The following is a 23,781-nucleotide window of genomic DNA, read 5'->3' as shown; positions in this document are numbered from 1 at the left end:
ACCTCCTTCGTTCATTCTTTCATAGTATGTATTATGACCAAATTTCAGCATTCGCAAAAAAGAGTACGCAGATGTAATTATATCAACTGGAGGATTTATAAGGAAACAAAAAACCTCTGCCCGAAAACAGGCAGAGGCATTGAACGTTATTTTTTCAAATTGAAAGGCCACCAGTTGGCTCTTCCGAATATTTTCACCATGACCGGTACAAAAAACGGAAGGACGACAATTGCGTACATGAGAAGGCCTGTTAATACCACGGTTGCAATCTGTAATAAGGAAAGAACGCCTGACGGCAGCATGGCCGCAAAGGTTCCCGCTAAAATAATGGCCGCAGAAATGATGACGGAACCCATATTTTTCATACTGCTGATCATTGCGGGTTCCGTTCCTTCTTTTTTCAGCTCATTAAAGCGGTCCATTAAAAAGATGGAATAATCCACGCCAAGAGCCATCAAAATGACAAAGCCGAAGAACGGCACGGCCCAGTTTACGCCCGGATATCCGAAGAAGTGTGTAAAGATGTATTCCGTTACGCCGATGGATGCGAAATACGTCAGTACGAGCGACGCCACTAAATAAACAGGCATAATGAGGGAGCGCATCATCACGATGAGAATCAGAAAAATTCCCGCCAGCATAAACATTGCCGTCCGTTTGAAGTCTGAATCCGATACTTCCTTCAGATCGGCATTCATGCTGGAGACTCCCGAAACGCCGAAGGAAGCATTCTTCAGATCCGTGTTCGGAATGGCCCTTTTTACGCTCGCTTTGATCGCTTGAATATCTTGAATGGCCGTATTTGAGTAAGGATTGTTATCAAGAACGACAGTCAATTCTGTCGTTTTTCTGTCATCTGACATGTACGTATTAAACACGCTTGTGAAATCACTGTTTTTCAAGGCGTCTTTCGGCACAAACCAGCCTGTCATTTCTTTGTCTGACGCCTTGTGAAGCTCACCCAGGTAATCATTCGCCCCCATCATGCCGCTTGATACTTTCTTAAGCCCTTTTACACTGTCGTTAAGGCCTGAAGAAAGATCGCTGAGCCGGGAAGAAAAATCACCGAGACCGCTCTTCATTTTTTTCTGGCCCTCCGCGAGCTGTCCTGCCGCCGATTCAAGGCGCGGCATTTGTCCTGCGAGAGCCCCCTGTCCGTCTGACACTTGCTGCAGACCGTTTTCAATACTGGTCAAACCGTTGATCATTGCGTTAATTTGAGTGTCAATCTTCTTCTGAGCGGCTGCCAGTCGGGCAAATTGTTTTTCCGCTTGCTGCAGATGATCCTTTTGACTGTCGACCTGTTTAGAAAAAGCTTCTGCATCCGCGTTTGCCTTGGAAACGGCTGACTGTACACCCGTAAAGGCCGATTTGATTTCTTGGTAAGAGGGATCGGTTTTGACTGACGGTATTGACGCCTCCAATTTTGCAAACGGCAGCCGGGCAAGCTGCTTGTTCAAATCGGCAAGCTGTCTGCTGGCTTCATCTTTCATCGGCAGGACGGTTTTTACCAATTTTAAAGCGTTTTGCGTTTCTGAAGCGAGACCGCTGTTTTGGCTGAGCTGTGAAGTCAGCATTTGTTTTTGCTCTTCAATCTGCTTTCTCATCTGGGCGACGCCGGCTTTATTCTCGTTCACGCCAGCCTGCAGTTTATTCAGGTTTTCTCCTATATCAGAAAGCCCGGATTTCAGAGACAATGTTCCGTCAATAAGCTGATTGACGCTTTTCCCCGACTCTTCGATCTGCGGCTGTGAATCAGCTAACGACTTTGCGGCATGCCCTAATCCGTCCGTGATTTTTTCAAGTCCTGTATTGCCTTTATCAAGCCCTTCTTGAAGCTGCTTTGCCTGATTTGTGACAAATAATTGATTCAATCCGTTTCCAGCAGGGCGCGTGGCGCTTCTGACCGTTTTTACACTCTCTGTTTTTTCAAGTTCTCTGCTGATTTTTTCGATATCAATCAGGTGTTTTTCGGTATTTAATGTCTCATCATTTTTGATGACGACTGTGGCCGGAAGAAGTTCTCCCGGGCCGAATGCGTCTGAAATCGTATTAAACGCGCGGACGGATTCATATTTATCCCCGATTTCGTCAAGACTGTTGTAAGATAGCGCCCCTTTGTAAAGAAGGATAGGCGGGACGGTGAATACCGCAACGATTGCAAGACTGATGAGCGGCCTTTTAAATGAAAACCGCCCTGACGTTTCCCATGCTTTGCTTTGAGGATGGGAAATATCGCCCTTAACAGGCCAAAACAGTCTTTTTCCTAAAACAGCCATAAAAAACGGCACGATCGTCATGAGCGCAAGCAGCAGCACCGCGACACCGACCGCAACGGCGGCTGCCGACTGATACAGCTTAAATGTCGCAAATCCGATGCAGGCAAATCCGATCAGCACCGCACCGCCGCTGTACAAAACCGTCTTTCCGGCCGTTTTGTAGGTGACGACGATCGCTTCTCTTATATCAGCGCCATGCGACAGTTCTTCTTTAAATCTGCTGAGAAGCAGAATGCAGTAGTCTGTGCCGATCCCGAACATAATCGCAACCATAAAAATCTGAGTAAAAGTTGAGAGCGGAAAATTCAGCTGATCGACTAAAAATGCGACAATCGACTGGCTGACTAAATAAGATATCAATACTGATAAAAGCGGCACAAACGGAGCGACCACTGACCGAAATACAAGGATCAGCACGATCAGGATAAAAGCGACCGTTATATATTCAGTCTTTTTCAAGCCGTCCTGTGAGCTTTTTAACACATCTTCGTCGATCAGCGATTGGCCTGTAATGCCGTATGATACTCCGTACGGTTTCAGCTCTTTATCAATTTTATTTTTTATTTCGATGATATCGTTTTTGGATGTATCAAGCTGCAGCTGAACGAGCATCGTTTGTCTGTCTTTTGACAGCAGCTGTTTTTTGATGTCGTCATTTTTCTCCCCGAAGTATGAAGTCACCGTTTTAATCTGAAGCGCTTTTTTATGTTCAGACAAAGTGCTGACGGCTTCTTCCAGACGATCTTTTTTGTCTGTCATTAAGCCTTTTTCGTGAAATACGATGACGGCAGAAGAAGACGGTGCATCTGAATCAGACATTTCATCAAGCAATTCATGGGCGTAAGAAGAGGAATATCCGTCCGGTACGGAAATCTGCCCTTTCTCCCGTGTCAATTCAGCCATATCAGGCGCTGTAAGCATAAATATCACCGTTGCGGCGACCCATACCGCGGCGATGATCCAGCGGGCTCGGATAATGTTTTTCATTATGTCTGCTGATCCTCCTCTGTCATCATCAATCGATATAATTTTTCATATGTATTAACGAACATCTCCGCCTCGTCTTCATCAAAATACATAATATATGAACGGACGAGTTCCTCAATCCGCCGCTCCACACGGTGAAATACTTCCGTCCCCTTTTCCGTGACATTTAAAAGTATGCTCCGGCGGTCGCTTTGGCTGCGTTCTCTATTGATGTAGCCTTTTTCATACAGGCGGTTCGTCATAGATGTAATGGCGCTTTTATTGACGTGGCACACCGCGGCCAGTTCAATTGATTTGCAATCGGGATTGAGCATAATATAGCGGAGTATGTAATATTGGTCCAATGTCAGCTCTTTGTTCACTTTTTCAGCGATAATGCTGTCAATTTTTTTTAAGACGTGCAGGTATACATCGGAATAACGCTGAATCAGCTGCTTTACTTTTTCTTCATGCACCTTTTCCCCCTCCTTCCGATAGTTAATATGTTTAACTATTAAAAAGAATAACGACTTGACGGTATCATGTCAATCTTCAAAATAAAATAAAAAAAGACAGTGCAGATTACACCGTCTTTAATGATTCCTTCTTTTCTTTTGCTTGTGATGAGATATTTAACAGCGCTAAAAATACAGATACAATGCCGCAAAAAGCGGCTAAAATAAAAATCAGCCAGCCTGCATTTGACATCAGGGCAGCAAAGATCGGCGGTCCCGCCGCTACTCCGATAAACCGCATGCTGTTATAAAATGAGGTGATGGTTCCCGATTCCTCGTTGTCTACGCCTTCTGTGATGACAGCGTCTAAAGCCGGCAATGCCATTCCGATACCGATACCGCTGACACACAAAAAGATAAATAATAAATAAAAACTGTGATTCCACCATAGGCCGATAAACGACAGTGTCACGGCACTCATTCCGAAAACGATGCAAAACTTCATTTTGCCTTGGTCTTTTCCGATTTTTCGGCCTGATATATATGAACTGACGGATAGAAATAAAAGCGGGATTGCCAAGAGCGCTCCTTTAGCCACACCGTCAATTCCGTATTTCTTCTCCAGTGAGTCTGATAAATAAAAAAGAACCCCGAACAGCAAAAACATAATCACGCAGCCGATGATAAAAACCGTAAAGAGCCAGCGTCCGTCACGCTTAAATATGCGGCCGACATTTTTCACAAATTCGGAAATAGAAGGCGCTTCTTTTTGTTCCTCCGGCTTTGCCACCAAAAACAATACGAGAAAAAAACTGATGAGCGAAAAAAACGGAATGAACCAAAACGGCATAAACCAAAACCATGCAGCCAAGAGCGACCCGAGAATCGGGCTTATTACTTTCCCGGCAGTGTTAGACGTCTCAATATCGCCGAGCCCCGCGGTAATCCGCTCATCATCCCCTTTGAATAAATCACCGATAAACGGCATCACTACAGGAGCCGCCCCTGCCGAACCGATTCCCTGCAGCACCCGCCCCGCCAAGATAATGGGATAAGGATGCTTGAACGCGGTGGAAGCTATCGCGGCAAGCGCTCCGCCCGCACCGGCTATGAGAAGACAAGGCAGAAGAACCTTTTTTCTTCCGAATTTATCGGACAGATATCCGGCAATCGGAATACAAATAATCGCCACAATCGAATAGACCGTTATAATTAACGATACTTGAAAAGACGATATGGACAGCTTCTTTTCAATCATCGGAAGCACAGGAATCAGCATGGAATTCCCGAGTGTCATCACGAGCGGTACAGAAGCCAGAGCAATGATATTTTTCGTTCCATTTTTCTTCTTACTCAACTTATTCACCCATTCACTATACTTGGTTGTTTCCTGTTTTATTGTGCCTTGCAGAAAACAAAGTATGTACTGAAACGGCAAATAAAAAAACAGACACATGACGCGTCTGTCTTAAAAACGTTTTCTTACAACATGAAAACTGAACTTATCAGCCCGGAAATAATTTAATGAATACAGCACAGGTTCATCATTCTGATTATAGTGGGTTTGCTTCAGCAATAAAAGCGCCGTCTCCGGCTCGCATTCCAAAACCGGCGAAATCGTATCGTGATATCCGATCGGTTCGATATCAGCAACGGCATAGCTGATCACAGACCCGGAGTTTTTTTCCAAAAGATCAAAAATAGACTCCTGTTCATGACAGAAAGAATTCGGCAGAATGTGCATCGGAATCGTATCTAAACAGTAAACGACCGGAGTGCCGCTTGCCGTTCTCACGCGTTCCAAATAAAAAAGCTCCTGCTCAGGCTCAAGCCGGAATCTAGCGATATCTTCATCAGACGGCGTGATGACCTGAGACGACAAAAAAATCGTACCCGGCACCATGTTCGCCTGCTGAATCGTTTTCGTCACGCTGTTGAGCTGTTCAATACCTGAAAGAAACAGCGGTTTTGTATGGACGAAAGTGCCCACACCGTGCCTTCTGATAATCACATGCTCCTCTTCAAGGATACGCAAAGCTTCACGCAGAGTTGCCCGGCTGACACCCATTGATTTTGAAAGCTCAAATTCAGAAGGAAGCTTTTCCTTTTCGGTGTAAATTCCGTTTTGTATATCCTCTTTGATTCGCTCAATCACTTTTAGATACAAGTGACGATTGTCAGCTTTTGTAGACATGTTTCCCCTCCGTAAACCACTTTCATAAATTATTGAACAATTGGGACAACTATATCATGTTTTGATAAAAAAATAAATAGGAATGATTTTGGTGATATCATTTTCAGTGAAAACTCTCTCCTTTTTAAGAAGAGAGCTCATCATATTGTTCCTTAGATAATAGTACTTCCCTCGGTTTGCTTCCTTCATACGGCCCGACGACGCCCCGTTCCTCCATTGCGTCAATCAGACGGGCAGCTCTCGTATATCCGATTCTGAACCGCCTTTGAAGCATGGAAACTGATGCCGTCTGCATGCCGATAATCAAATCGACCGCTTCGTCATAGAGATCATCCGTTACTTCACTGTGTGTTTCCGAAACTTCTTCCGGAATCATCTCTTCTTGATACTGCGCTTTTTGCTGCGTAATGACATGATCGACGACATGCTCAACCTCTTCATCGGATAAGAATGCCCCTTGCACACGCACCGGCTTATTTGCGCCTACAGGCAGAAACAGCATGTCTCCGCGCCCCAGAAGCTTTTCAGCGCCGCCCATGTCTAAAATCGTCCGTGAATCGGTCTGAGATGAGACACTGAAAGCGATTCTTGACGGGATGTTGGCTTTAATAACACCGGTAATAACGTCGACTGAAGGCCGCTGTGTCGCGATAATCAAATGAATTCCCGCTGCCCGCGCCATCTGTGAAAGTCTCGTAATTGAATCTTCCACGTCGGAAGAAGCGACCATCATCAGATCGGCAAGCTCGTCAACGATGACGACGATGTATGGCAGCTCAGGCTGCTTGACTTCTTCTTCGGCATTTGACCGCTTAATATGGTCGTTATAGCCTTCTATATTTCTCGTACCCGTATGGGAGAACAGCTCATAGCGGCGCTCCATCTCATTGACGACCTTTTTCAAAGCCTGCGAGGCCTTTTTCGGATCTGTCACGACCGGCGCAAGCAGATGAGGAATGCCGTTATACACATTCAGTTCAACCATTTTCGGGTCAATCATCATCATCTTCACTTCATGCGGTTTGGCCCTCATCAGAATGCTCGTAATAATACCGTTGACACAGACGCTTTTTCCGCTTCCCGTTGCCCCCGCTACGAGCAGGTGGGGCATTTTGTTCAGTTCGGCAAGCACGGCTTCCCCGGAAATATTTCGTCCCAAGCCGATCAGAAGCTTCGCGTCCGGCTTGTCATTGAGCTTGGATTCAAGTACTTCTTTTAACGAAACCATCGCCACTTCAGCATTGGGCACCTCGATGCCGATTGCCGATTTGCCCGGAATCGGCGCTTCGATCCGGATATCCTTCGCGGCAAGCGCGAGCGCGAGGTCATCGCTCAGATTCACGATTTTACTTACTTTGACCCCGACGTCCGGATACACCTCATATTTTGTGACCGCCGGACCGAGATGAACTTGGGTCACTTTCGCCTTTACGCCGAAGCTTTGAAAAGTCCGTTCGAGTTTTCTTGCATTCTCGTAAATGTTTTTCTTATCGGTCTGCTGGCCTGTATGTTTCGGGTCAGCCAGTATGTCCAATGAAGGCATTTGATAATCTTTATTTTCAAGCTCTGTAAACGTCATCGGCGGAGCCGCAGCCGTTTCGCCACTGTCTTGAGCGCCGCCGGAAGGCTCATCTTTTACCGCTTGTGCAGCCTCCTGCGTTTTTTCCGGAATCAGCGGTTCGGCGGGCTCTTCCTGACGGTCTGAAAAGCTTGAAATAATCGGCTCTGAATGGATGATCGGCGAAATGATTTCCTCATCCTCTTCCTCCGGTTCAGGCTCTTCTTTTTTCTTTTGAACCCGTTTTTGTTTTTTGCCCGATTTTGTTTTTGTTTTCGGCGAAGACATATTCGTTCTGACCGTCTTCATATCCTCAAGAAATGCCTGCCACTGGCCGCGGATAAACCGGCCGACGGGGCTCGTCCACTTTTTGAGCGTTTCCTGCAGTGAACGGCCCGTTACAAGAATCAGCCCCATTAAGATCAGCACGATCGCCATGATTTGTGAACCCGTTGATGCAAATAGAAAGTGGGAAGCTGCAAACAGTACCGCGCCGATCATGCCGCCGCCCAAATCAGGGGAAGCAGCCTGCTGTTTCATGTCAATCATAAACAGCTCCCACGTGTTGCCGATGACACTTGCCGACCGAATCGACCCGTGATGAGACAGATTTTTAAAGAGCTGCACGTGAGACAGCAGCAATATACTGGCGATAATACAATACAACCCTGCCTTTCTTCTCGTTAAAAGGCTTGGACTCTTCTTTTTCCAAAACAGCGAAATTCCGAGAAGGAAGAGCGCAATTAAGCATAAAATAAACCACTCTCCGGCAAAAAAACGGAACAAGTACACAAATGTCTGTCCCACAACGCCGAGCTGCAAAACAGCAATAATTGAGATTGCAACACAGAGCAGTCCGCTTAGTTCGTATTTTAGATTGAGCTTACTCTCTTGTTTCTTTTTAGATTTCCGTTTTTTCTTTGCCACACTCATCACCTTACTGCGTTAAAAAATGTAAAATCATACATCATGAAGAAAAGCAGCCTTTTGCCGGCTGCATTTTTCTGTAGGATTCCCCTATTATAGCATATTTTGCCCCCGAGAAACGGACTGAATGCCGGTTAGATTTTCAGCTTGATTTTTTGTCCCGGAGCGATGTCCGGATTCAGAAAATCCATCGGGTTCGTACTTAAAATTTGTACGACTTCAGCTTCATTTCCCTTCATCTCAACTAGCAGCGGCACGCCGGCGTAATCTACCTGTTCATGCACGCTTTGCTCTATATCCTGACCGTAAACGACTTCTTGAGGCATGACGGTATAAAGGATCATTGAATCATCCTTCCTTCCTCGCCCTTTCGTTCCTCAATCAGCTGATTCAGCTTTTTTATCGCCTGTCCGACGCCGCCCACGGCATCAATTAATCCGTAATCAGCCGCATCTTTCCCGACTACGTTCGTCCCGATGTCCCTGGTTAAGTTTCCTTTTGAAAACATCAGCTCTTTGAATTTTTCTTCGGAAATATTTGAATGATGGGTCACAAAGTTGACGACCCGCTCCTGCATTTTATCCAAGTATTCAAACGTTTGCGGAACCCCGATAACCAGACCTGTAAGCCGAACGGGGTGAATGGTCATAGTCGCTGTTTCCGCGATAAAACTATGATCACATGACACGGCGATCGGCACACCTATGGAGTGGCCCCCGCCGAGTACGATTGAAACGGTCGGTTTTGATAAGGATGCGAGCATTTCCGCAATCGCAAGCCCCGCTTCCACATCGCCTCCGACGGTGTTTAAGATGATCAGAAGTCCTTCGATTTTCGGATTTTGCTCAATCGCGACGATTTGCGGAATGACGTGTTCATATTTGGTTGTTTTATTTTGCGGCGGGAGCTGGACGTGCCCCTCAATTTGGCCGATGATCGTCAGGCAGTGAATATTGGTATCTTGGGACATTTGCGGCAGAGATGTCTCTCCCAGCTGCTGAATTTTGCTCATAATGCTGTCTTTCGCATCTGATTTTTCGGGCTGCTGTTCTTCGGTGTTTTCCATACGATGATCCATTTTATCTTTCACCCTTTCCGAATGTCTCTTTGTATTATGAACAAAGATGATGATTTCCATCCGGGACATGAACAAAAACAAAGCCGGAGCATCATGCGCTCCGGCTTTGTATACATTATACTTCCATAATGATCGGAATGATCATCGGCTTGCGTTTTGTTTTTTCATAAAGGAATTGATTCAGCGCATCACGCATTGCTTGTTTCAGCGTGGACCATTCTACGGCAGATGTTTCCGTCGCTTCAGTCACGATAGAGCGGACGAGCTCAGTAGCTTGTACAATTAAACCTTCTGATTCTCTGACATACACGAAACCGCGCGTAATGATCTCAGGACCTGATACGAGGTTCTTTTTCTGCTTATCGAGTGAAATCACGACGATGAGAATGCCGTCTTGTGATAATAAGCGGCGGTCTCTCAGCACGATGTTGCCGATGTCGCCGACACCGAGGCCGTCAATCAGAACGTTTCCGTACGTGACTTTATCCCCGATTTTTACATTCTGTCCGCGGAATTCAACGACGTCACCTTTTTCAATCAAGAAAATGTCGCTGCGTTTCATGCCGATCTCTTCTGCGATTTTGGAATGCGCTTTTTGCATTCTGAATTCACCGTTAACCGGAATTAAATATTTCGGTTTCAGCAAATTAAGCATGAGTTTCAATTCTTCCTGCGAACCGTGACCGGACACATGCACGCGTTTTTGGGCGAAAATGACTTGAGCGCCGGCGCGGGCAAGCAGGTTGACGGTTTTGGAATATATCAATTCATGCCCCGGAATCGGTGTTGATGCAATGACAACGGTGTCTCCTTCTTCAATGTTAAGCTGCTTGTGCGCCTGCTTGGCCATCCGCGTAAGAGCGGCCAGCGGCTCACCATGGCTTCCGGCTGTAACAATTGCCACTTCCCGCTTCGGATATTTTTTCACATCCTGCACAGGAATAAACATTTCATCTTCGGCTTCAATATAGCCGAGCTTGCGCCCAAGCTGAAGCACGTTTTGCAGATTTTTTCCGGCGATTGCAAGTTTGCGGCCGTTCTGGACGGCAGCCTGTATCACTTGCTGGATCCGGTTGATATTAGACGCGAATACAGCAATGATGACACGGTTTTCTGAACTGTTCATCGCATCGGAAATTTCACCGCTTACATATGCTTCTGACGGAGTATACCCCGGGCGCTCCGCATTGGCGCTGTCAGAAAGCAGGGCGAGCACGCCGCTGTTTCCGATTTTGGCAATTTCGCCAATATCACATGATTGGTGATAAGCAGGCGTCTGGTCAAATTTAAAGTCTCCCGTGCATACAATAGAGCCAAGTGATGTTTTGAAGCTGACTCCCACTGAATCCGGAATACTGTGAATCGTTTTAAAGAACGATACTTTCGTTGATTCAAATGTAATGACTGATTTAGAGTGAACTTCACGCAAATCAGCTTTTCGATTATGCCCGTACTGCTTGAGTTTTTCTCTCAGTAATGCAAGAGTAAGCTTCGTTCCGTATACCGGCACCGACAGCTTGTTCAATAAATAAAAGACGCCTCCGATGTTTTCATCGTGCCCGTGTGTCAGAAAGATGGCCTTCACGCGGTCAGCCCGTTCTACTAAGTAGGAAATATCCGGAATGACGACATCAATACCGAGCATTTCATTTTCAGGGTGCATCAGCCCTGCATCCACTACAAATATGTCTGAGTCAATTTCAATGACATATAGGTTCTTCCCAATTTCTCCGACGCCGCCAAGGGCGATAATTCTGACGTTTTCTGTATTTTTCTTTTTCAAAATCTGTATCCTCCTAGTCTCATACCCGTCCATCATCACTTGTTCCTATTATAACTGATATCAATTTTAGAAAACAAGAAGAAGCGGAAGGTTTAGGGAAAACCAATATGTATACAAAACGGTCAAACTCACGATAAAAATGAGAATGACCGCGTATTTTAACTGTATAAATTTTTTCTTACAGTTCGCTGATGACGCTGCTCAGGCTCAGACGTTCATCTTCATTCAGCGGGATAAGAGGAAGACGCACAGATCCGACATCAAGGCCTTTCAGCTGTAGCGCCGTTTTGACCGGAGCCGGATTAGGCGCTTTAAAGAGCTCCTTCATGATCGGCAGAAGCTTCTGATGAATCAGCGCCGCGGTTGCCGTCTGCCCGTTCGTATAGTTTTTAATCATCTGCTGCATGTCAGAACCTACGATATGGCTGGCCACTGACACGACTCCTCTTCCGCCGACTGCGAGAATAGGAAGCGTTAACCCGTCATCACCTGAATAGACGTAAAAATCTTCCGGTGTTTCGGCAATGATTTTCGTAATGGCATCAAGATCGCCGCTCGCTTCTTTAATCGCAGAGATATTCGGAATCTCCGCAAGTCTGATGGCCGTTTCCGGCGCAAGCGAAGCGACCGTTCTGCCCGGCACGTTGTAAAGCATCACAGGAAGAGACGTTTCTTCCGCAATGGCTTTAAAATGACGGTACATGCCCTCTTGGGAAGGCTTATTATAATACGGCGTGACAAGCATAACGCAATCGACGCCGGCTTCTTCAGCTTTTTTTGTCAGTTTAATGGAATCTTTCGTATTGTTGCTTCCCGTACCCGCAATAACAGGCACGCGTCCGTTCACTTCTTTGACTGTAAATTCAAAGAGTGCAATTTTTTCTTCCGTTGAAAGTGTCGGAGATTCGCCGGTCGTGCCTGCGACGACTAAAGAATCCGTGCCGTTTTTCAACAAATAGTCGATTAATGTAGACAGTTTTTGAAAGTCTACATTCCCTTTACTGTCAAAGGGGGTAATCATCGCTGTAGATATATTTCCGACATTCATTTTTTTCACCTCATCATGATTCAATCACATTTACTTTGAAAGTTCAAACACTTCATGCAGCGCATTTACGGCCGTTACCATATCTTTTTCATGAACGAGCACCCAGATCGTCGTATGGCTGTCGGCAGATTGCAGAATCGGAATGCCTTTATCAGAAAGTGCGGAGACGATTTTTGACGTGACACCCGGAACACCCATTATCCCGGCGCCGACCGCTGACACTTTCGCACAGCTCTCCGTCACTGTCGGCTCATATCCTAATTCAGCCAAAATGCTGCGCGCGGCTTCCGTTTTACTGCCGGCTACGGTATATACGATTTCACTCGGCGTAATGTTAAAGAAATCTACGCTGATTCCGGCATTTGCCATTGCTTTAAAGACTTCAGTCTGAACGTTGTATTGCCCCATTTTGGCGGGAACCTTAAATTGCGTCACATCTTTCACATGGGCGATCCCCGTGATCAGCCGTTCGAATACATCGCTGCCGATGTTAGACGAATGATGGGACGTCACCAAAGTGCCTTTGTCTTTTGAATAAGTGGAGCGCACGCGGATCGGCACCTTTGCCTGCATGGCGATTTCCACCGCGCGCGGATGAATGACTTTCGCGCCTTGATAGGCAAGGTTGCAGATTTCCGTATATGTGACGTTCGGAAGCGGCTTAGCATTTTCCACGATTCTCGGATCGGCTGTCATAACGCCTTCCACGTCCGTAAAAATGTCGATAAACTCAGCATCTACCGCCGCGCCGAGCGCCGCTGCTGAAGTATCGCTTCCTCCTCTGCCGATCGTCGTCGTGTCGCCTTTTTCAGTCGCTCCCTGAAATCCTGCGACAACGACAGCGTCATGGCTGGCGAGTGCAGCGAAAAGCCGCTCTGTTTTCATTTCTATAATTTTGGCGTCAGTATGCTGGGCATTGGTTAAAAAGCCGGCTTGGGCTCCTGTTAAAGCTGCGGCTTTTATGCCGTTTTCCTTCAGCATGCTGGAAAAAACAACGGACGAAATCGTTTCTCCGCAAGACAGAAGCATATCCTGCTCTCTCGGAGAAATGTCGGACTGGCTGCCGTAAAGGAGCCCGATTAAAGAATCTGTCGCGTACGGGTCTCCTTTTCTTCCCATCGCCGATACGACAACGACAACTTTATAACCTTCACTGATGGCATCTTTAATGTGTGCTAGCGCAAGCTTGCGGCCTTTGTCATCTTTTACGGATGTTCCGCCGAATTTTTGAACAATGATCTTCACTATTTTCACTCCAAATTAGTCTGACGTAACAGAAGAGAGCAGGCAGAGCCTTACTCTCTTCTATTCGCCTATAGAAAATACGTTTGTTTTATACGAGGTTCAGTTTTTGCAGGCTTTCCGCGATTTGGACTGAGTTCCAAGCGGCGCCTTTTAACAGGTTATCAGAAACAACCCACAAATGAAAACCGTTTGCTCTGTCCAAATCTTTCCGGATTCTTCCTACAAATACATCGCGTTTGCCGACGCAATCAGCAGGCATCGGGTAAAGCTGCTCCGCCGGATCATCCTGAAGCGTAACACCCGGAGCTTCTTTTAAAAGCTGTTTAATATCTTCAACGGTTGCGTCATCACGGTCAAGCTCAATGTAAACAGATTCTGAGTGCCCTGTTTCAATCGGCAGTCTGACACATGTCGCAGCCACTTCCAGCTTCGGCATATGCATGATTTTTTTCGTTTCATTAATCATTTTCATTTCCTCAAACGTATAGCCGTTGTCTTGGAATTTATCAATTTGCGGAATGGCGTTAAATGCGATTTGATAATGCTTTTTGTCGCCTTTAACCGGCATAATAGACGGTTCTGCGGGTTCATTGTTTAAAATCGCCTTTGTCTGGCTGTACAATTCCTTCGCCGCTTCATTGCCGGCCCCGGACACAGCTTGGTAAGTAGATACAATGACTTTTTTCAAACCGTACGCTTTGCGGATCGGTTCAAGCGCAGCCACCATCTGAATCGTTGAACAGTTAGGGTTGGCGATAATGCCGTTATGTTTGTGCAGATCACCTTCGTTCACCTCAGGCACCACGAGCGGTGTATTTTCGTCCATCCGGAATGCGCTGGTATTGTCAATCACGATGGCTCCCCGTTTTACAGCCTCAGGCGCCAAGCTTTGTGATACGCTTCCGCCGGCGCTGAATAACGCGATATGAACGCCTTCGAAGCTTTCAGGAACAGCTTCCTGCACTGTATATTCTTCGCCTTTAAACATTACTTTCGTACCAGCAGAACGCTTTGAGGATAGTAGTGTGAGTGTTTCGATTTCAAAGTTTCTGTCTTCCAGTGTTTTCAGCATTTGCTGTCCTACGGCTCCCGTCGCTCCGACAACTGCTACGTGTAATCCTCTTCCCATCTGTAAAACTCCTTCCGCCAATTAAGCATCATTTATTGAATTGACTTTGCATTTTACGTTTTATTTTACCATAGAATAGTCACGGATTGACCGAATTTTTTTATTCCGGAATGATTTTCTGTCATCATTCATGATGGTGTACGAGCACCGGCTGAACCTGCTGGTGCAAAAGAGCTTTTTCTACCGTAATCGGAAGAAGATCCATTCTTGCGACGAGCGATGTCGGTTTTTTCACGTGGTCATCCTGGCCGAACGGGATGAAATATATGTTTTTTGCGGACATCAGCCTCATTAAATTCGTTCCGTTTAAACCGAGTCCGTCGTTTGTCGAAATTCCGAGCACGACCGGGCGGCCGTTGCGGATCGTGGCTTTCGCAGCCATAAGGACGGGGCTGTCAGTCATCGCATTTGCGAGTTTGCTCATTGAATTTCCGGTTAAAGGGGCGATGACCATGCAGTCGAGCGGAAGTTTCGGCCCGAGAGGCTCCGCTTTTACGATGGAATCAATCGCCTCAAAGCCTGTTGCTTCTTCAATTTTTCTGACCCAATCTCCCCCCTCCCCAAAGCGGGTATCGGTCGATTGAACGGTTGACGTCACGACCGGCCGGACTTCAGCTCCTTGACTGATAAGCGCCTCTATTTGCGGAAAAACTTCCTCATATGTGCAATGCGAGCCGGTTAATCCGAATCCGATTCTTTTCCCTTTCAGAGACATGGTTATTCCCCCTCTTTCTTTAAGTCTGCCAAAAGCTTGCTCAATACGTTCGCAATAATCTGTCCGGCTGTTTTCGGGGCCACAATTCCCGGAAGACCCGGGGCAAGCAGCGCTTTAATGCCTTGTTTTTCAGCATATTTGAAATCCGTTCCGCCCGGGCGGGATGCTAAATCCAAAATCAAGGTCTTCGGCGTCATGCGCGATAAAACGCTTTGATTCAGAATCAAGCTCGGTACGGTGTTAATGCAGATATCAATATCATTTACATGTTCAGTAAGCTCTTCAAGTTGAAAAGGAGAAAGCCCCATTTCCGTTATACGGGCCAAATGAGCCGAACTCCGCGCGCCCACTTTTACCTTCGCCCCTAACGCCGCAAACGTCCGGGCGATCGTCATACCGGTGCGCCCCATGCCGAGAACGGCGACATTTGATCCGTGAATGGTATAATCCGTATGCTGAATCGCCATCATGATTGTTCCTTCAACAGTGGGAATCGAGTTGAATATCGCGATATCGTCCCGTTCAAATAATTTCACAAGTTTGCGGCCCGCTTCGCTGGCGATCCCCTCAAGATACGCGTTGGAGATGCCTGAATAAATGACGCAATGCTCCGGTGTCCGCTCAAGATAGCTCTGCTTTAATATCACTTCTTCATTTGAAAAAACCGTGGAAACAACGCCTTCTCCGGTCGTTGCCGATACGGGCAGGATGATACTGTCTATTTTTTTAAAGGGAATCTCATCGATTTTGCATTTGACAGTTCCTGTAAAACCGTCATCCAATTGGTCAAACCCTGCAAGATAAATATCGGCATGCTGTTCTGTCAGCTTTCTTATAATCTCAAGCTGTCTTGCGTCACCGCCAATGATCGCAATTGTCAATCCGGTTAACATCTGAAACGTTCACCTTCTTTACAGTTACTGGATCTTTTAAGTGTCATCCTCCTCTTCATCGTATGTGCGAAGAGAAAGGGCGGTGAATGTACAGCGTCTTTTTCATAAAAAAAGCACCGGCTGTATGAGCCGGTGCTTGCAACAATTGAATAAGATCTACTCTTCGGGAGGCGTGATCTCCCCCGGAACGTCTAAAATGATCATGTCTGACCCGATTTTTTGGATATGGTTCCAGGGGACGCGGATGTCGTGGCCTTGTTTTCGCAATCCGAACCATTTTACCGTCGGTATCAACAGCGCGGTAATTTGTCCGTCCTGTTCATTAATTTCCAAATCGGTCTGGCCGAGCACGCCGAGCCGCTCTGCCCGTTTAATGTCCACAATTTCTTTACCTGACAGTTCACTGAGCCTCATGATAGCCACCCCCTTGTACTATATGACCCGGAGCAAAAAAAAATGCCTGCCCCGTATAGAGGCAGACTGCTTTTCCGCTTAAGATGAAGCCGGCATATTGCCGGTCGGGCTGATGAGCGATAGTGCGTAATCATCCGTAAATAAGCGGCGGCTGAGGCCGTTGACGCTTTCCAGGCTGACCGCATTTAATTCAGTGATAATTTCATCCATGGTCTTATGCTTTCCGAGCAGGAGTTCGTTTTTCCCGTTCCGGCTCATTTTGCTGTTTGTGCTCTCTAAGCTGAGCATTAAGCTCCCCTTCATTTGCTCTTTGCTGTTTTCCAGCTCTTTCGGGGTGATACCATCACGTTTTAGAACCGATAACGTTTCCTGAATGGTTTCAGACAGAAGTCCGAGCTGATTCGCGCCGGTGCCTCCGTAAATCGTCAGCATACCGCTGTCTTCATAGGAACTGTGATAGCTGTATACAGAATAGGCCAGTCCTTTATCTTCGCGCACATCCTGGAAAAGACGGCTGCTCATGCTTCCGCCCAGCACGTTGTTTAAGACGATCAAATCGTAAATGTCCGCATCTCCGACTTTCAGGCCTTTGAAACCGAGACAGAGATGCGCCTGTTCGGTGTCTTTTTTTCTGGTCAGCTTTTCATAATGAAACTCAGGCTCGCTGATGCCGCTTGCTTTGCCCTTCGCTTCGTATGTACCGAACCATTTCTCCACGTCTTTAATGAATTGTTCCGTTACATTTCCGGCGACAGAAATGACGACGCGGTCCGGCGTGTAAAAGTCATCCATATGCTGTCTGAGAGAATCACCGTTAAATGACGAAAGCGTTTCCTCCGTCCCGAGAATCGGGTAGCCGAGCGAATGATTGCCGTATGTCGCTTTGCTCAGCAGATCGTGGACAATGTCATCCGGCGCGTCTTCATACATTTTGATTTCTTCATATACGACGTTCTTTTCTTTTTTGAGCTCATCTTCGTCAAAAGCAGAATGAAAGAACATATCAGCCAGCACATCAAGTGCGTAGTTTGCATGCTCATCCAGAACTTTGGCGTAATAGCACGTATATTCTTTTGAAGTGAAGGCATTCACTTGGCCGCCTATCCGATCGAAGGATTCTGCGATTTCCCGTGCGGACCTGGTATTTGTTCCTTTAAAAAACATATGCTCAAGAAAGTGCGAAATACCGTTTGTCTCCGGCGTTTCATGACGTGACCCCGTCCCGATCCAGACGCCGATTGCCACAGACCGCACCGTTGGATTATTTTCAAGCACAACTCTTACACCGTTTTGGCATGTATAGCGTTTTATCAAGTCTGTTCCTCCTATTCAAAGACAGGCAAACTGCCGCCTGCTACTTCATCAGCCTGTTTTCATCCATTAAGTCAGACACTGAGCCGAGCGCGTAGCCTTTTTCTTTGATTTTTGCAATCAGTGTATCCAGGCTTTTCGCAGTCGGATCAGTCGGATGCATTAAAATCATGGCTCCGTTATGTATTTTGCTCAACACCCTTGTTTGTAAAACAGCCGGAGACGGTTTTTGCCAGTCAATGGTGTCAACGGTCCACATGATGGTGCCCATTCCTTTTTCCGCCGCAAGGTCGACCACAGCTTTTCTGAAGCTGCCGCTTGGCGGCGCAAACCATTTTGGCTTTATGCCGAGCGTCTCGCTGATTTGTGCATTGGTTTTGTCAAGCTGTTCGGAAATGCTTCCTGAAGTCAGTTTGCTCATATCAGGGTGATTGTATGAATGATTTCCGATTTCATGTCCGTCTGCCGCTATTTTTTTCCCAAGTTCCTGATTGTTTTTCAGCCATTTCCCTTCAAGAAAGAAAGTTGCTTTGACCTGGTGCTGCTTCAGAATAGGCAGCATTTGCTCCACGTATTCATTTCCCCAGGCGACATTTATCAGGAAAGCGACCATCGGTTTGTCGGGATTTCCTTTATAAATGGGTTCGGGCGCGAGAGAATCAAGATGGACTTTCGGTTTCACCTGCTCATAGACAAGGTCGTCTTCGTGAAATTCTCCGTCCTTTTTCATTTGCTTATAGGATTTTTCCACATTGACTTTTAAACCGTTATATCCTGGTATACTCTTCCATATTTTATCAATCCGCGCGTCTTGCGGCTTTACTTCATACTCTGACGCTTTTTGCAGTAATTCTTCATAGAGCGGATCTTTTGATGCTGACACTGTTACAGCGTCTTTTTTCATTGCGTCTATGTAATCAACTGTATACGGATTTTTTAACATTTCAAACGAAACAAAAAAAAGAAATAAAAAAACGGCAAACGGCACGAATTTTTTCAACATGTCCTTCCCCCCTCATCACACATTATGTATGAGGAGGACAAGGTAGAACCCGTCTGTTGTCTTTCTCAAAATAAAGAAGCCGGGTCTCCCAGGCTCCTTGTTAGGTTTTCATTTAAGATTGTTGTTGTTCCTGTTCTTTTTCTTTCTCTTCGCGCAGCACTGCTTTACGCGACAGATTCACTCGTCCCTGTTTGTCAATTTCAGTTACCTTCACAAGGATTTCGTCACCGATTTTCACAACATCCTCAACCTTGCCGACCCGTTCGAGCGCTAGTTCAGAGATGTGAACGAGACCGTCTTTTCCGCTGAAGATTTCAACGAAAGCGCCGAATTTCTCAATCCGTTTGACTTTACCGAGGTAAAGCTGGCCGACTTCGACTTCTCTGACAAGATCTTCGATGATTTTTTTCGCTTTTTGGTTGCTGCTTTCATCAGTAGAAGAAATAAAGATGGTGCCGTCTTGTTCAATGTCAATTTTAACACCGGTATCTTCAATGATTTTGTTGATTTGTTTACCGCTCGGTCCGATAACGTCACGGATTTTATCCGGATTAATGTTCATCGTTAAAATTTTCGGCGCATATTGAGAAAGTTCTTTTCTTGATTCACCAAGCGTGCTGAGCATGCTGTTCAAGATTTCCATTCTTCCTTTTTTCGCCTGCTGAAGCGCTTCTTCAAGAATTTCTCTTGAAAGGCCTTCAATTTTAATGTCCATTTGCAGCGCTGTCACGCCTTTTTCCGTGCCGGCTACTTTAAAGTCCATGTCACCGAGGGCGTCTTCCATCCCTTGAATATCCGTTAATACCGTATAGTACTCGCCTGATTTCACAAGTCCCATCGCGATACCTGCAACAGGGGCTTTAATCGGAACACCTGCGTCCATCATGGCAAGCGTGCTCGCGCAAATGCTGGCCTGTGAAGTGGAACCGTTTGATTCAAGCACTTCGGATACGAGGCGGACCGTATACGGGAAGTCTTTTTCATTCGGAATGACCGGCTCAAGCGCACGCTCTCCAAGAGCGCCGTGACCGATCTCACGGCGTCCTGGTCCGCGCATCGGGCCTGTCTCCCCAACGCTGAACTGCGGGAAGTTATAATGATGCATAAAGCGTTTTGATTCTTCCACGCCTAAACCGTCAAGAATCTGAACGTCCCCAAGGGCGCCTAATGTACAAACGCTGAGCGCCTGCGTCTGTCCTCTCGTAAACAGCCCGGAGCCATGCGTTCTCGGCAGAAGGCCGACTTCTGAAGAAAGCGGGCGGATCTGATCAACGCCGCGGCCATCCGGACGGACTTTTTCTTCTGTGATCAAACGGCGCACTTCGTTTTTCACGAGTTTAGACAGTGTCTGTTTCACTTTTTTAATCGTATCTTCATCATGCTCTTCTTCTTCGAATTTCGCGACAACTGCATTTTTCACTTCATTGATCGCGTCTTCGCGAGCATGTTTTTCGTGAACCTGAATGGCGCTGAGAAGATCCGGCTCCGCAAGGCTTTTTACTTTTTCGCTGAGCTCTTCGTCAATTTCATACAGTTCGATTTCTGTTTTTTCTTTGCCGACTGCTGCGACGATTTCTTCTTGGAATGCGATCAGGCGCTTAATTTCTTCGTGACCGAACATAATCGCCTCAAGCATGATTTCTTCAGGAACTTCATCTGCTCCGGCTTCCACCATGTTGATGGCGTCTTTTGTGCCTGCAACGATGAGGTTGATATCACTTTTTTCAAGCTGGTCAACCGTCGGATTGATGACGAATTTCCCGTCAATGCGGCCTACCGTCACACCCGCGATCGGGCCTTCAAACGGGATATCGGAAACGCAAAGAGCGAGTGATGAACCGAACATTGCAGCCATTTCAGATGAGCAGTCCTGATCAACACTCATGACAATGCTGATGACTTGTACTTCGTTACGGAATCCGTCTGCGAAAAGCGGGCGGATCGGACGGTCGATCAGACGGCTGGCTAAAACGGCCTTTTCACTTGGACGGCCTTCTCTTTTAATAAAACCGCCCGGAATTTTACCTACTGCGTATAATCTTTCTTCATAGTTAACGGTAAGCGGGAAAAAATCTAGCGGTTTCGGTTCTTTTGATGCGGTTGCTGTGCTAAGCACTGCGGTATCGCCGTAGCGGACCATGACAGCGCCGTTTGCCTGTTTGGCAAGCTGGCCGGCTTCTACTGTAAGCTGTCTGCCGGCCCAATCTATGGTAAAGACATGTTTCTCTTGTCCCATTCGATTACGAGCTCCTCTCTTAATGTGTGAAATAATCAATTACTCCTATTATGAACGAAATGAATTGAACATATCAATGTCAAAGTAGTATGTAAAAGGATTTCATTGTTTTTTTATCATTATTTTTTTCGCTTTAATACGATAAAAAAGCGGGAATCCTCCCGCTTTTTACGATTATCGACGTAAGCCTAGTTTGTTAATTAACTCACGGTAACGAGTTACGTCTTTATTACGCAGATACGTAAGAAGATTACGACGTTTACCTACCATTTTAAGAAGACCGCGACGTGAGTGGTGATCTTTCTTGTGAGTACGCAAATGCTCGTTCAAGTTGTTAATTGAGTCTGTTAGGATAGCGATCTGAACTTCTGGAGATCCAGTATCAGATTCGTGTGTTTTGAACTCGCTGATGAGTTGATTTTTACGCTCTTGAGTAATTGCCATCCTGTTTCACCTCCATATCATAATTAGCCCCAGTTACCTAGCAACCGTCGGTGACTTCGGATTGCCAAGCAATGGTTTTAAGACTACGAAACATATGATACTAAAAATCGCGCCCATATGCAAATCTTTTAGAAGAAAATTTGTGTACTTTTGATGTTTTTTCCGTTATTTGCTGAAAAAACGGATCGCTTCTTGTTTGTCTTTCCCGATCTGAGCCGTCAGTTCATCGATGCCGTTAAACTTCCGTTCGCTTCGGATTCGTTTGTACCACTCGATTTTAACGTCTTCTCCGTATACATCCTGTTGAAAATTAAACAAATGCACTTCAATTGACGGCTGATCGGGACGCTTTTCATAAAAGGTCGGTTTGTAGCCGATGTTGCAGACGCCTTCATACACCTCGCCTTTTATTTCGGCTTTCACTGCATACACGCCTGTCGGCGGCACGATATAGCTGTTGTGCAGGCCGACATTCGCGGTCGGAAAACCGATGGTGCGGCCTCTTTTGTCTCCGTGAATCACAGTGCCCCGGATAAAATACGGCTGGCCGAGAAGAGTGTGCGCCAGTTCAACGTCACCATCCTGCAGCGCTGACCGGATATAAGTGGAGCTGATCTTTCTGTCCTGCTCGGTCTGTTTCTCGACAGTCGTGCATCCGGCCTTGCCGTTTAAATCGTCCGGCAGCGTCTCCATCGTGCCTTTTCCGTATTTTCCGTACGTAAAATCGAAGCCTCCCACAGCGTGCCGCGCGTTTAACCCTAAAATATACTCCTCGGCAAACTGTTTTGGAGACAGAGACGCAAACGCTTCATCAAACTTTACGACATACAGCACATCAGCGCCTAAACGTCCGATCTGGCTGATTTTATCTTCAAGCGGCGTAATCAGATCCTTTGGCTCTTTGTCCCTGCCCAATACATGGGAAGGGTGGGGATGAAACGTCATAACGGTCAGCGACAGGCCTTTTTCTTCGGCAATTTGTCTGGCTGTTCCGATTACTTTCCGGTGTCCCAAATGAACGCCGTCAAAGTAGCCGAGCGCCATGACAGACGCCGGCTGCTCTTCTTTTTGTAAATGATGCGGATGAGAAATATGTATCGTCTTCACAGAACGGTCACCTTTTTTCTTATTGTTCGCTTTTTTGCATGAGCACTTTAGCCGGTTTCAGCAGTCCTTTTTTTGAAGGATGCGGCATATAAATGGCCACACATTCTCCGTCTTCAGTACAGACCGCTATACGGGCGTCAGCTGTCATTGCAGAAAATTCCGCCGGGATGTCAAACACTGACCCGTTTTCAGCTTTCTTAGCTAATGTATCACTTATGACCCATTTCGGCAAATGATTGAGCGCTCTTTCAATCGGCACGGTATGCTCTGCAACCGTTCCGTCTGAAACCTGCTGTTCAAGTTCCTCAAACGTGAAACACTCATCAAGGCTGAAATCGCCGGAAGCGGTGCGGATGAGATGAGACATATGCGCGGGATAGCCGAGTTTTTCACCGATTGTCACTGCCAATGTTCTCACGTAAGTGCCCTTTGAGCACTTGACTGTAAAGCGGAATGATGCTGTGTCTTCTTTATAAGTGACAGGGGAAGTGAGCGCGATATCTTCAATCGTGATATTCCGCTTCGGCCGCTCCACTTCAATACCCGCCCTGGCGTATTCATAGAGCTTTTTTCCGTTGACCTTTACAGCGGAATACATCGGCGGCACTTGCTCCTGCGGTCCCTTCAGTTCGTCTAAAACGGCTTTGATATACGCTTCTTTCAGCGGCTCCTTGACAGGTTTTACGCTGACCGTTTCTCCAGTCTGGTCTTCGGTCGATGTGGAGAAGCCGAGAGTGATCTCAGCATCGTACGTTTTTGACTTGTCGGTGACGTACTCAACGATCTTTGTAGCCCGTCCGACACAGATCGGCAGTACGCCTGACACTTCCGGATCAAGCGTTCCCGTATGCCCGACTTTCTTTGTTTTTAACAGTTTTCTTATTTTCATTACACAGTCGTGAGAAGTCATGCCGACCGGTTTATGTAAAAGGAGAACTCCGTTAACCATCTGTCTTTCGCTCCTTTGTTATCAATTGTATCCCGTAAAACGCAGAA

At 46.4% G+C, this 23,781-nt stretch carries 20 protein-coding genes; all 20 read right to left on the bottom strand.

The features are described 5' to 3' along the window. Nucleotides 1–146: 146 nt before the first annotated feature. Nucleotides 147–3,266, bottom strand: a complete 3,120-nt coding sequence (locus tag J6600_RS08530) for an MMPL family transporter (RefSeq protein WP_209388247.1) — start codon at nucleotides 3,264–3,266, stop codon at nucleotides 147–149. After that, the gene (locus J6600_RS08525) at nucleotides 3,266–3,721 is read right to left on the bottom strand and encodes a MarR family winged helix-turn-helix transcriptional regulator (RefSeq protein WP_003154157.1); all 456 of its coding nucleotides are present in this window, start codon (nucleotides 3,719–3,721) and stop codon (nucleotides 3,266–3,268) included. The genes J6600_RS08530 and J6600_RS08525 overlap by 1 nt, the downstream gene beginning before the upstream one ends. A gap of 106 nt (nucleotides 3,722–3,827) precedes the next feature. Then, on the bottom strand, nucleotides 3,828–5,057 hold the full coding sequence (gene bcbE / locus J6600_RS08520) for a bacillibactin exporter BcbE (protein ID WP_061862201.1): 1,230 nt from the start codon (nucleotides 5,055–5,057) through the stop codon (nucleotides 3,828–3,830). Nucleotides 5,058–5,168: 111 nt separating this feature from the next. Further along, entirely contained in the window at nucleotides 5,169–5,894 is a 726-nt protein-coding gene (locus J6600_RS08515) for a GntR family transcriptional regulator (protein ID WP_007409813.1), read from the bottom strand. Between the two features lie 124 nt (nucleotides 5,895–6,018). Then, nucleotides 6,019–8,379: an FtsK/SpoIIIE family DNA translocase gene (locus J6600_RS08510; RefSeq protein WP_029973456.1), complete on the bottom strand. Its 2,361-nt coding sequence runs from the start codon at nucleotides 8,377–8,379 to the stop codon at nucleotides 6,019–6,021. 134 nt (nucleotides 8,380–8,513) lie between these two features. Beyond that, nucleotides 8,514–8,723, bottom strand: coding sequence for a YlzJ-like family protein (locus J6600_RS08505; protein WP_003154161.1), 210 nt, complete (start codon nucleotides 8,721–8,723; stop codon nucleotides 8,514–8,516). After that, nucleotides 8,720–9,457: a ClpP family protease gene (locus J6600_RS08500; protein WP_003154162.1), complete on the bottom strand. Its 738-nt coding sequence runs from the start codon at nucleotides 9,455–9,457 to the stop codon at nucleotides 8,720–8,722. Before J6600_RS08500 ends, J6600_RS08505 begins: the two co-directional genes overlap by 4 nt. Before the next feature lie 115 nt (nucleotides 9,458–9,572). After that, the gene (gene rnjB / locus J6600_RS08495) at nucleotides 9,573–11,240 is read right to left on the bottom strand and encodes a ribonuclease J2 (RefSeq protein WP_021493672.1); all 1,668 of its coding nucleotides are present in this window, start codon (nucleotides 11,238–11,240) and stop codon (nucleotides 9,573–9,575) included. 178 nt (nucleotides 11,241–11,418) lie between these two features. After that, nucleotides 11,419–12,288: a 4-hydroxy-tetrahydrodipicolinate synthase gene (gene dapA / locus J6600_RS08490; RefSeq protein WP_003154166.1), complete on the bottom strand. Its 870-nt coding sequence runs from the start codon at nucleotides 12,286–12,288 to the stop codon at nucleotides 11,419–11,421. A gap of 30 nt (nucleotides 12,289–12,318) precedes the next feature. Continuing rightward, nucleotides 12,319–13,533 carry an aspartate kinase gene (dapG, locus tag J6600_RS08485; RefSeq protein WP_003154168.1) on the bottom strand — a complete coding sequence of 405 codons (1,215 nt, stop codon included), beginning with the start codon at nucleotides 13,531–13,533 and terminating at the stop codon, nucleotides 12,319–12,321. A gap of 88 nt (nucleotides 13,534–13,621) precedes the next feature. After that, the gene (asd, locus tag J6600_RS08480) at nucleotides 13,622–14,662 is read right to left on the bottom strand and encodes an aspartate-semialdehyde dehydrogenase (RefSeq protein ID WP_014417793.1); all 1,041 of its coding nucleotides are present in this window, start codon (nucleotides 14,660–14,662) and stop codon (nucleotides 13,622–13,624) included. Between the two features lie 124 nt (nucleotides 14,663–14,786). Continuing rightward, complete coding sequence (gene dpaB / locus J6600_RS08475) at nucleotides 14,787–15,377, bottom strand: dipicolinate synthase subunit B (protein WP_007409809.1); 591 nt, start codon at nucleotides 15,375–15,377, stop codon at nucleotides 14,787–14,789. 2 nt (nucleotides 15,378–15,379) lie between these two features. After that, the gene (dpaA, locus tag J6600_RS08470; RefSeq protein ID WP_209388246.1) at nucleotides 15,380–16,270 is read right to left on the bottom strand and encodes a dipicolinic acid synthetase subunit A; all 891 of its coding nucleotides are present in this window, start codon (nucleotides 16,268–16,270) and stop codon (nucleotides 15,380–15,382) included. A 156-nt stretch (nucleotides 16,271–16,426) separates the two neighbouring features. Further along, entirely contained in the window at nucleotides 16,427–16,684 is a 258-nt protein-coding gene (locus J6600_RS08465; protein ID WP_003154176.1) for a YlmC/YmxH family sporulation protein, read from the bottom strand. 78 nt (nucleotides 16,685–16,762) lie between these two features. Then, entirely contained in the window at nucleotides 16,763–17,998 is a 1,236-nt protein-coding gene (locus J6600_RS08460; protein WP_014417791.1) for a M16 family metallopeptidase, read from the bottom strand. Nucleotides 17,999–18,038: 40 nt separating this feature from the next. Next, entirely contained in the window at nucleotides 18,039–18,998 is a 960-nt protein-coding gene (locus J6600_RS08455; RefSeq protein WP_209388245.1) for a polysaccharide deacetylase family protein, read from the bottom strand. Nucleotides 18,999–19,110: 112 nt separating this feature from the next. Then, on the bottom strand, nucleotides 19,111–21,234 hold the full coding sequence (gene pnp / locus J6600_RS08450) for a polyribonucleotide nucleotidyltransferase (RefSeq protein WP_007611468.1): 2,124 nt from the start codon (nucleotides 21,232–21,234) through the stop codon (nucleotides 19,111–19,113). Nucleotides 21,235–21,408: 174 nt separating this feature from the next. Next, entirely contained in the window at nucleotides 21,409–21,678 is a 270-nt protein-coding gene (gene rpsO, locus J6600_RS08445) for a 30S ribosomal protein S15 (RefSeq protein WP_003154182.1), read from the bottom strand. Between the two features lie 165 nt (nucleotides 21,679–21,843). Then, nucleotides 21,844–22,785, bottom strand: coding sequence for a bifunctional riboflavin kinase/FAD synthetase (gene ribF / locus J6600_RS08440; RefSeq protein WP_209388244.1), 942 nt, complete (start codon nucleotides 22,783–22,785; stop codon nucleotides 21,844–21,846). A 19-nt stretch (nucleotides 22,786–22,804) separates the two neighbouring features. After that, nucleotides 22,805–23,734 (bottom strand): tRNA pseudouridine(55) synthase TruB, encoded by a 930-nt coding sequence (gene truB / locus J6600_RS08435; RefSeq protein WP_209388243.1) that lies wholly within the window; start codon nucleotides 23,732–23,734, stop codon nucleotides 22,805–22,807. Nucleotides 23,735–23,781 lie beyond the last annotated feature (47 nt).

The sequence above is a fragment of the Bacillus sp. LJBV19 genome (genome assembly GCF_017797845.1).
Taxonomy (GTDB): Bacteria; Bacillota; Bacilli; order Bacillales; family Bacillaceae; genus Bacillus; species Bacillus velezensis.
The sequence above is the reverse complement of the archived record's forward strand: the minus strand, read 5'-3'. Positions and strand labels throughout refer to the sequence as shown.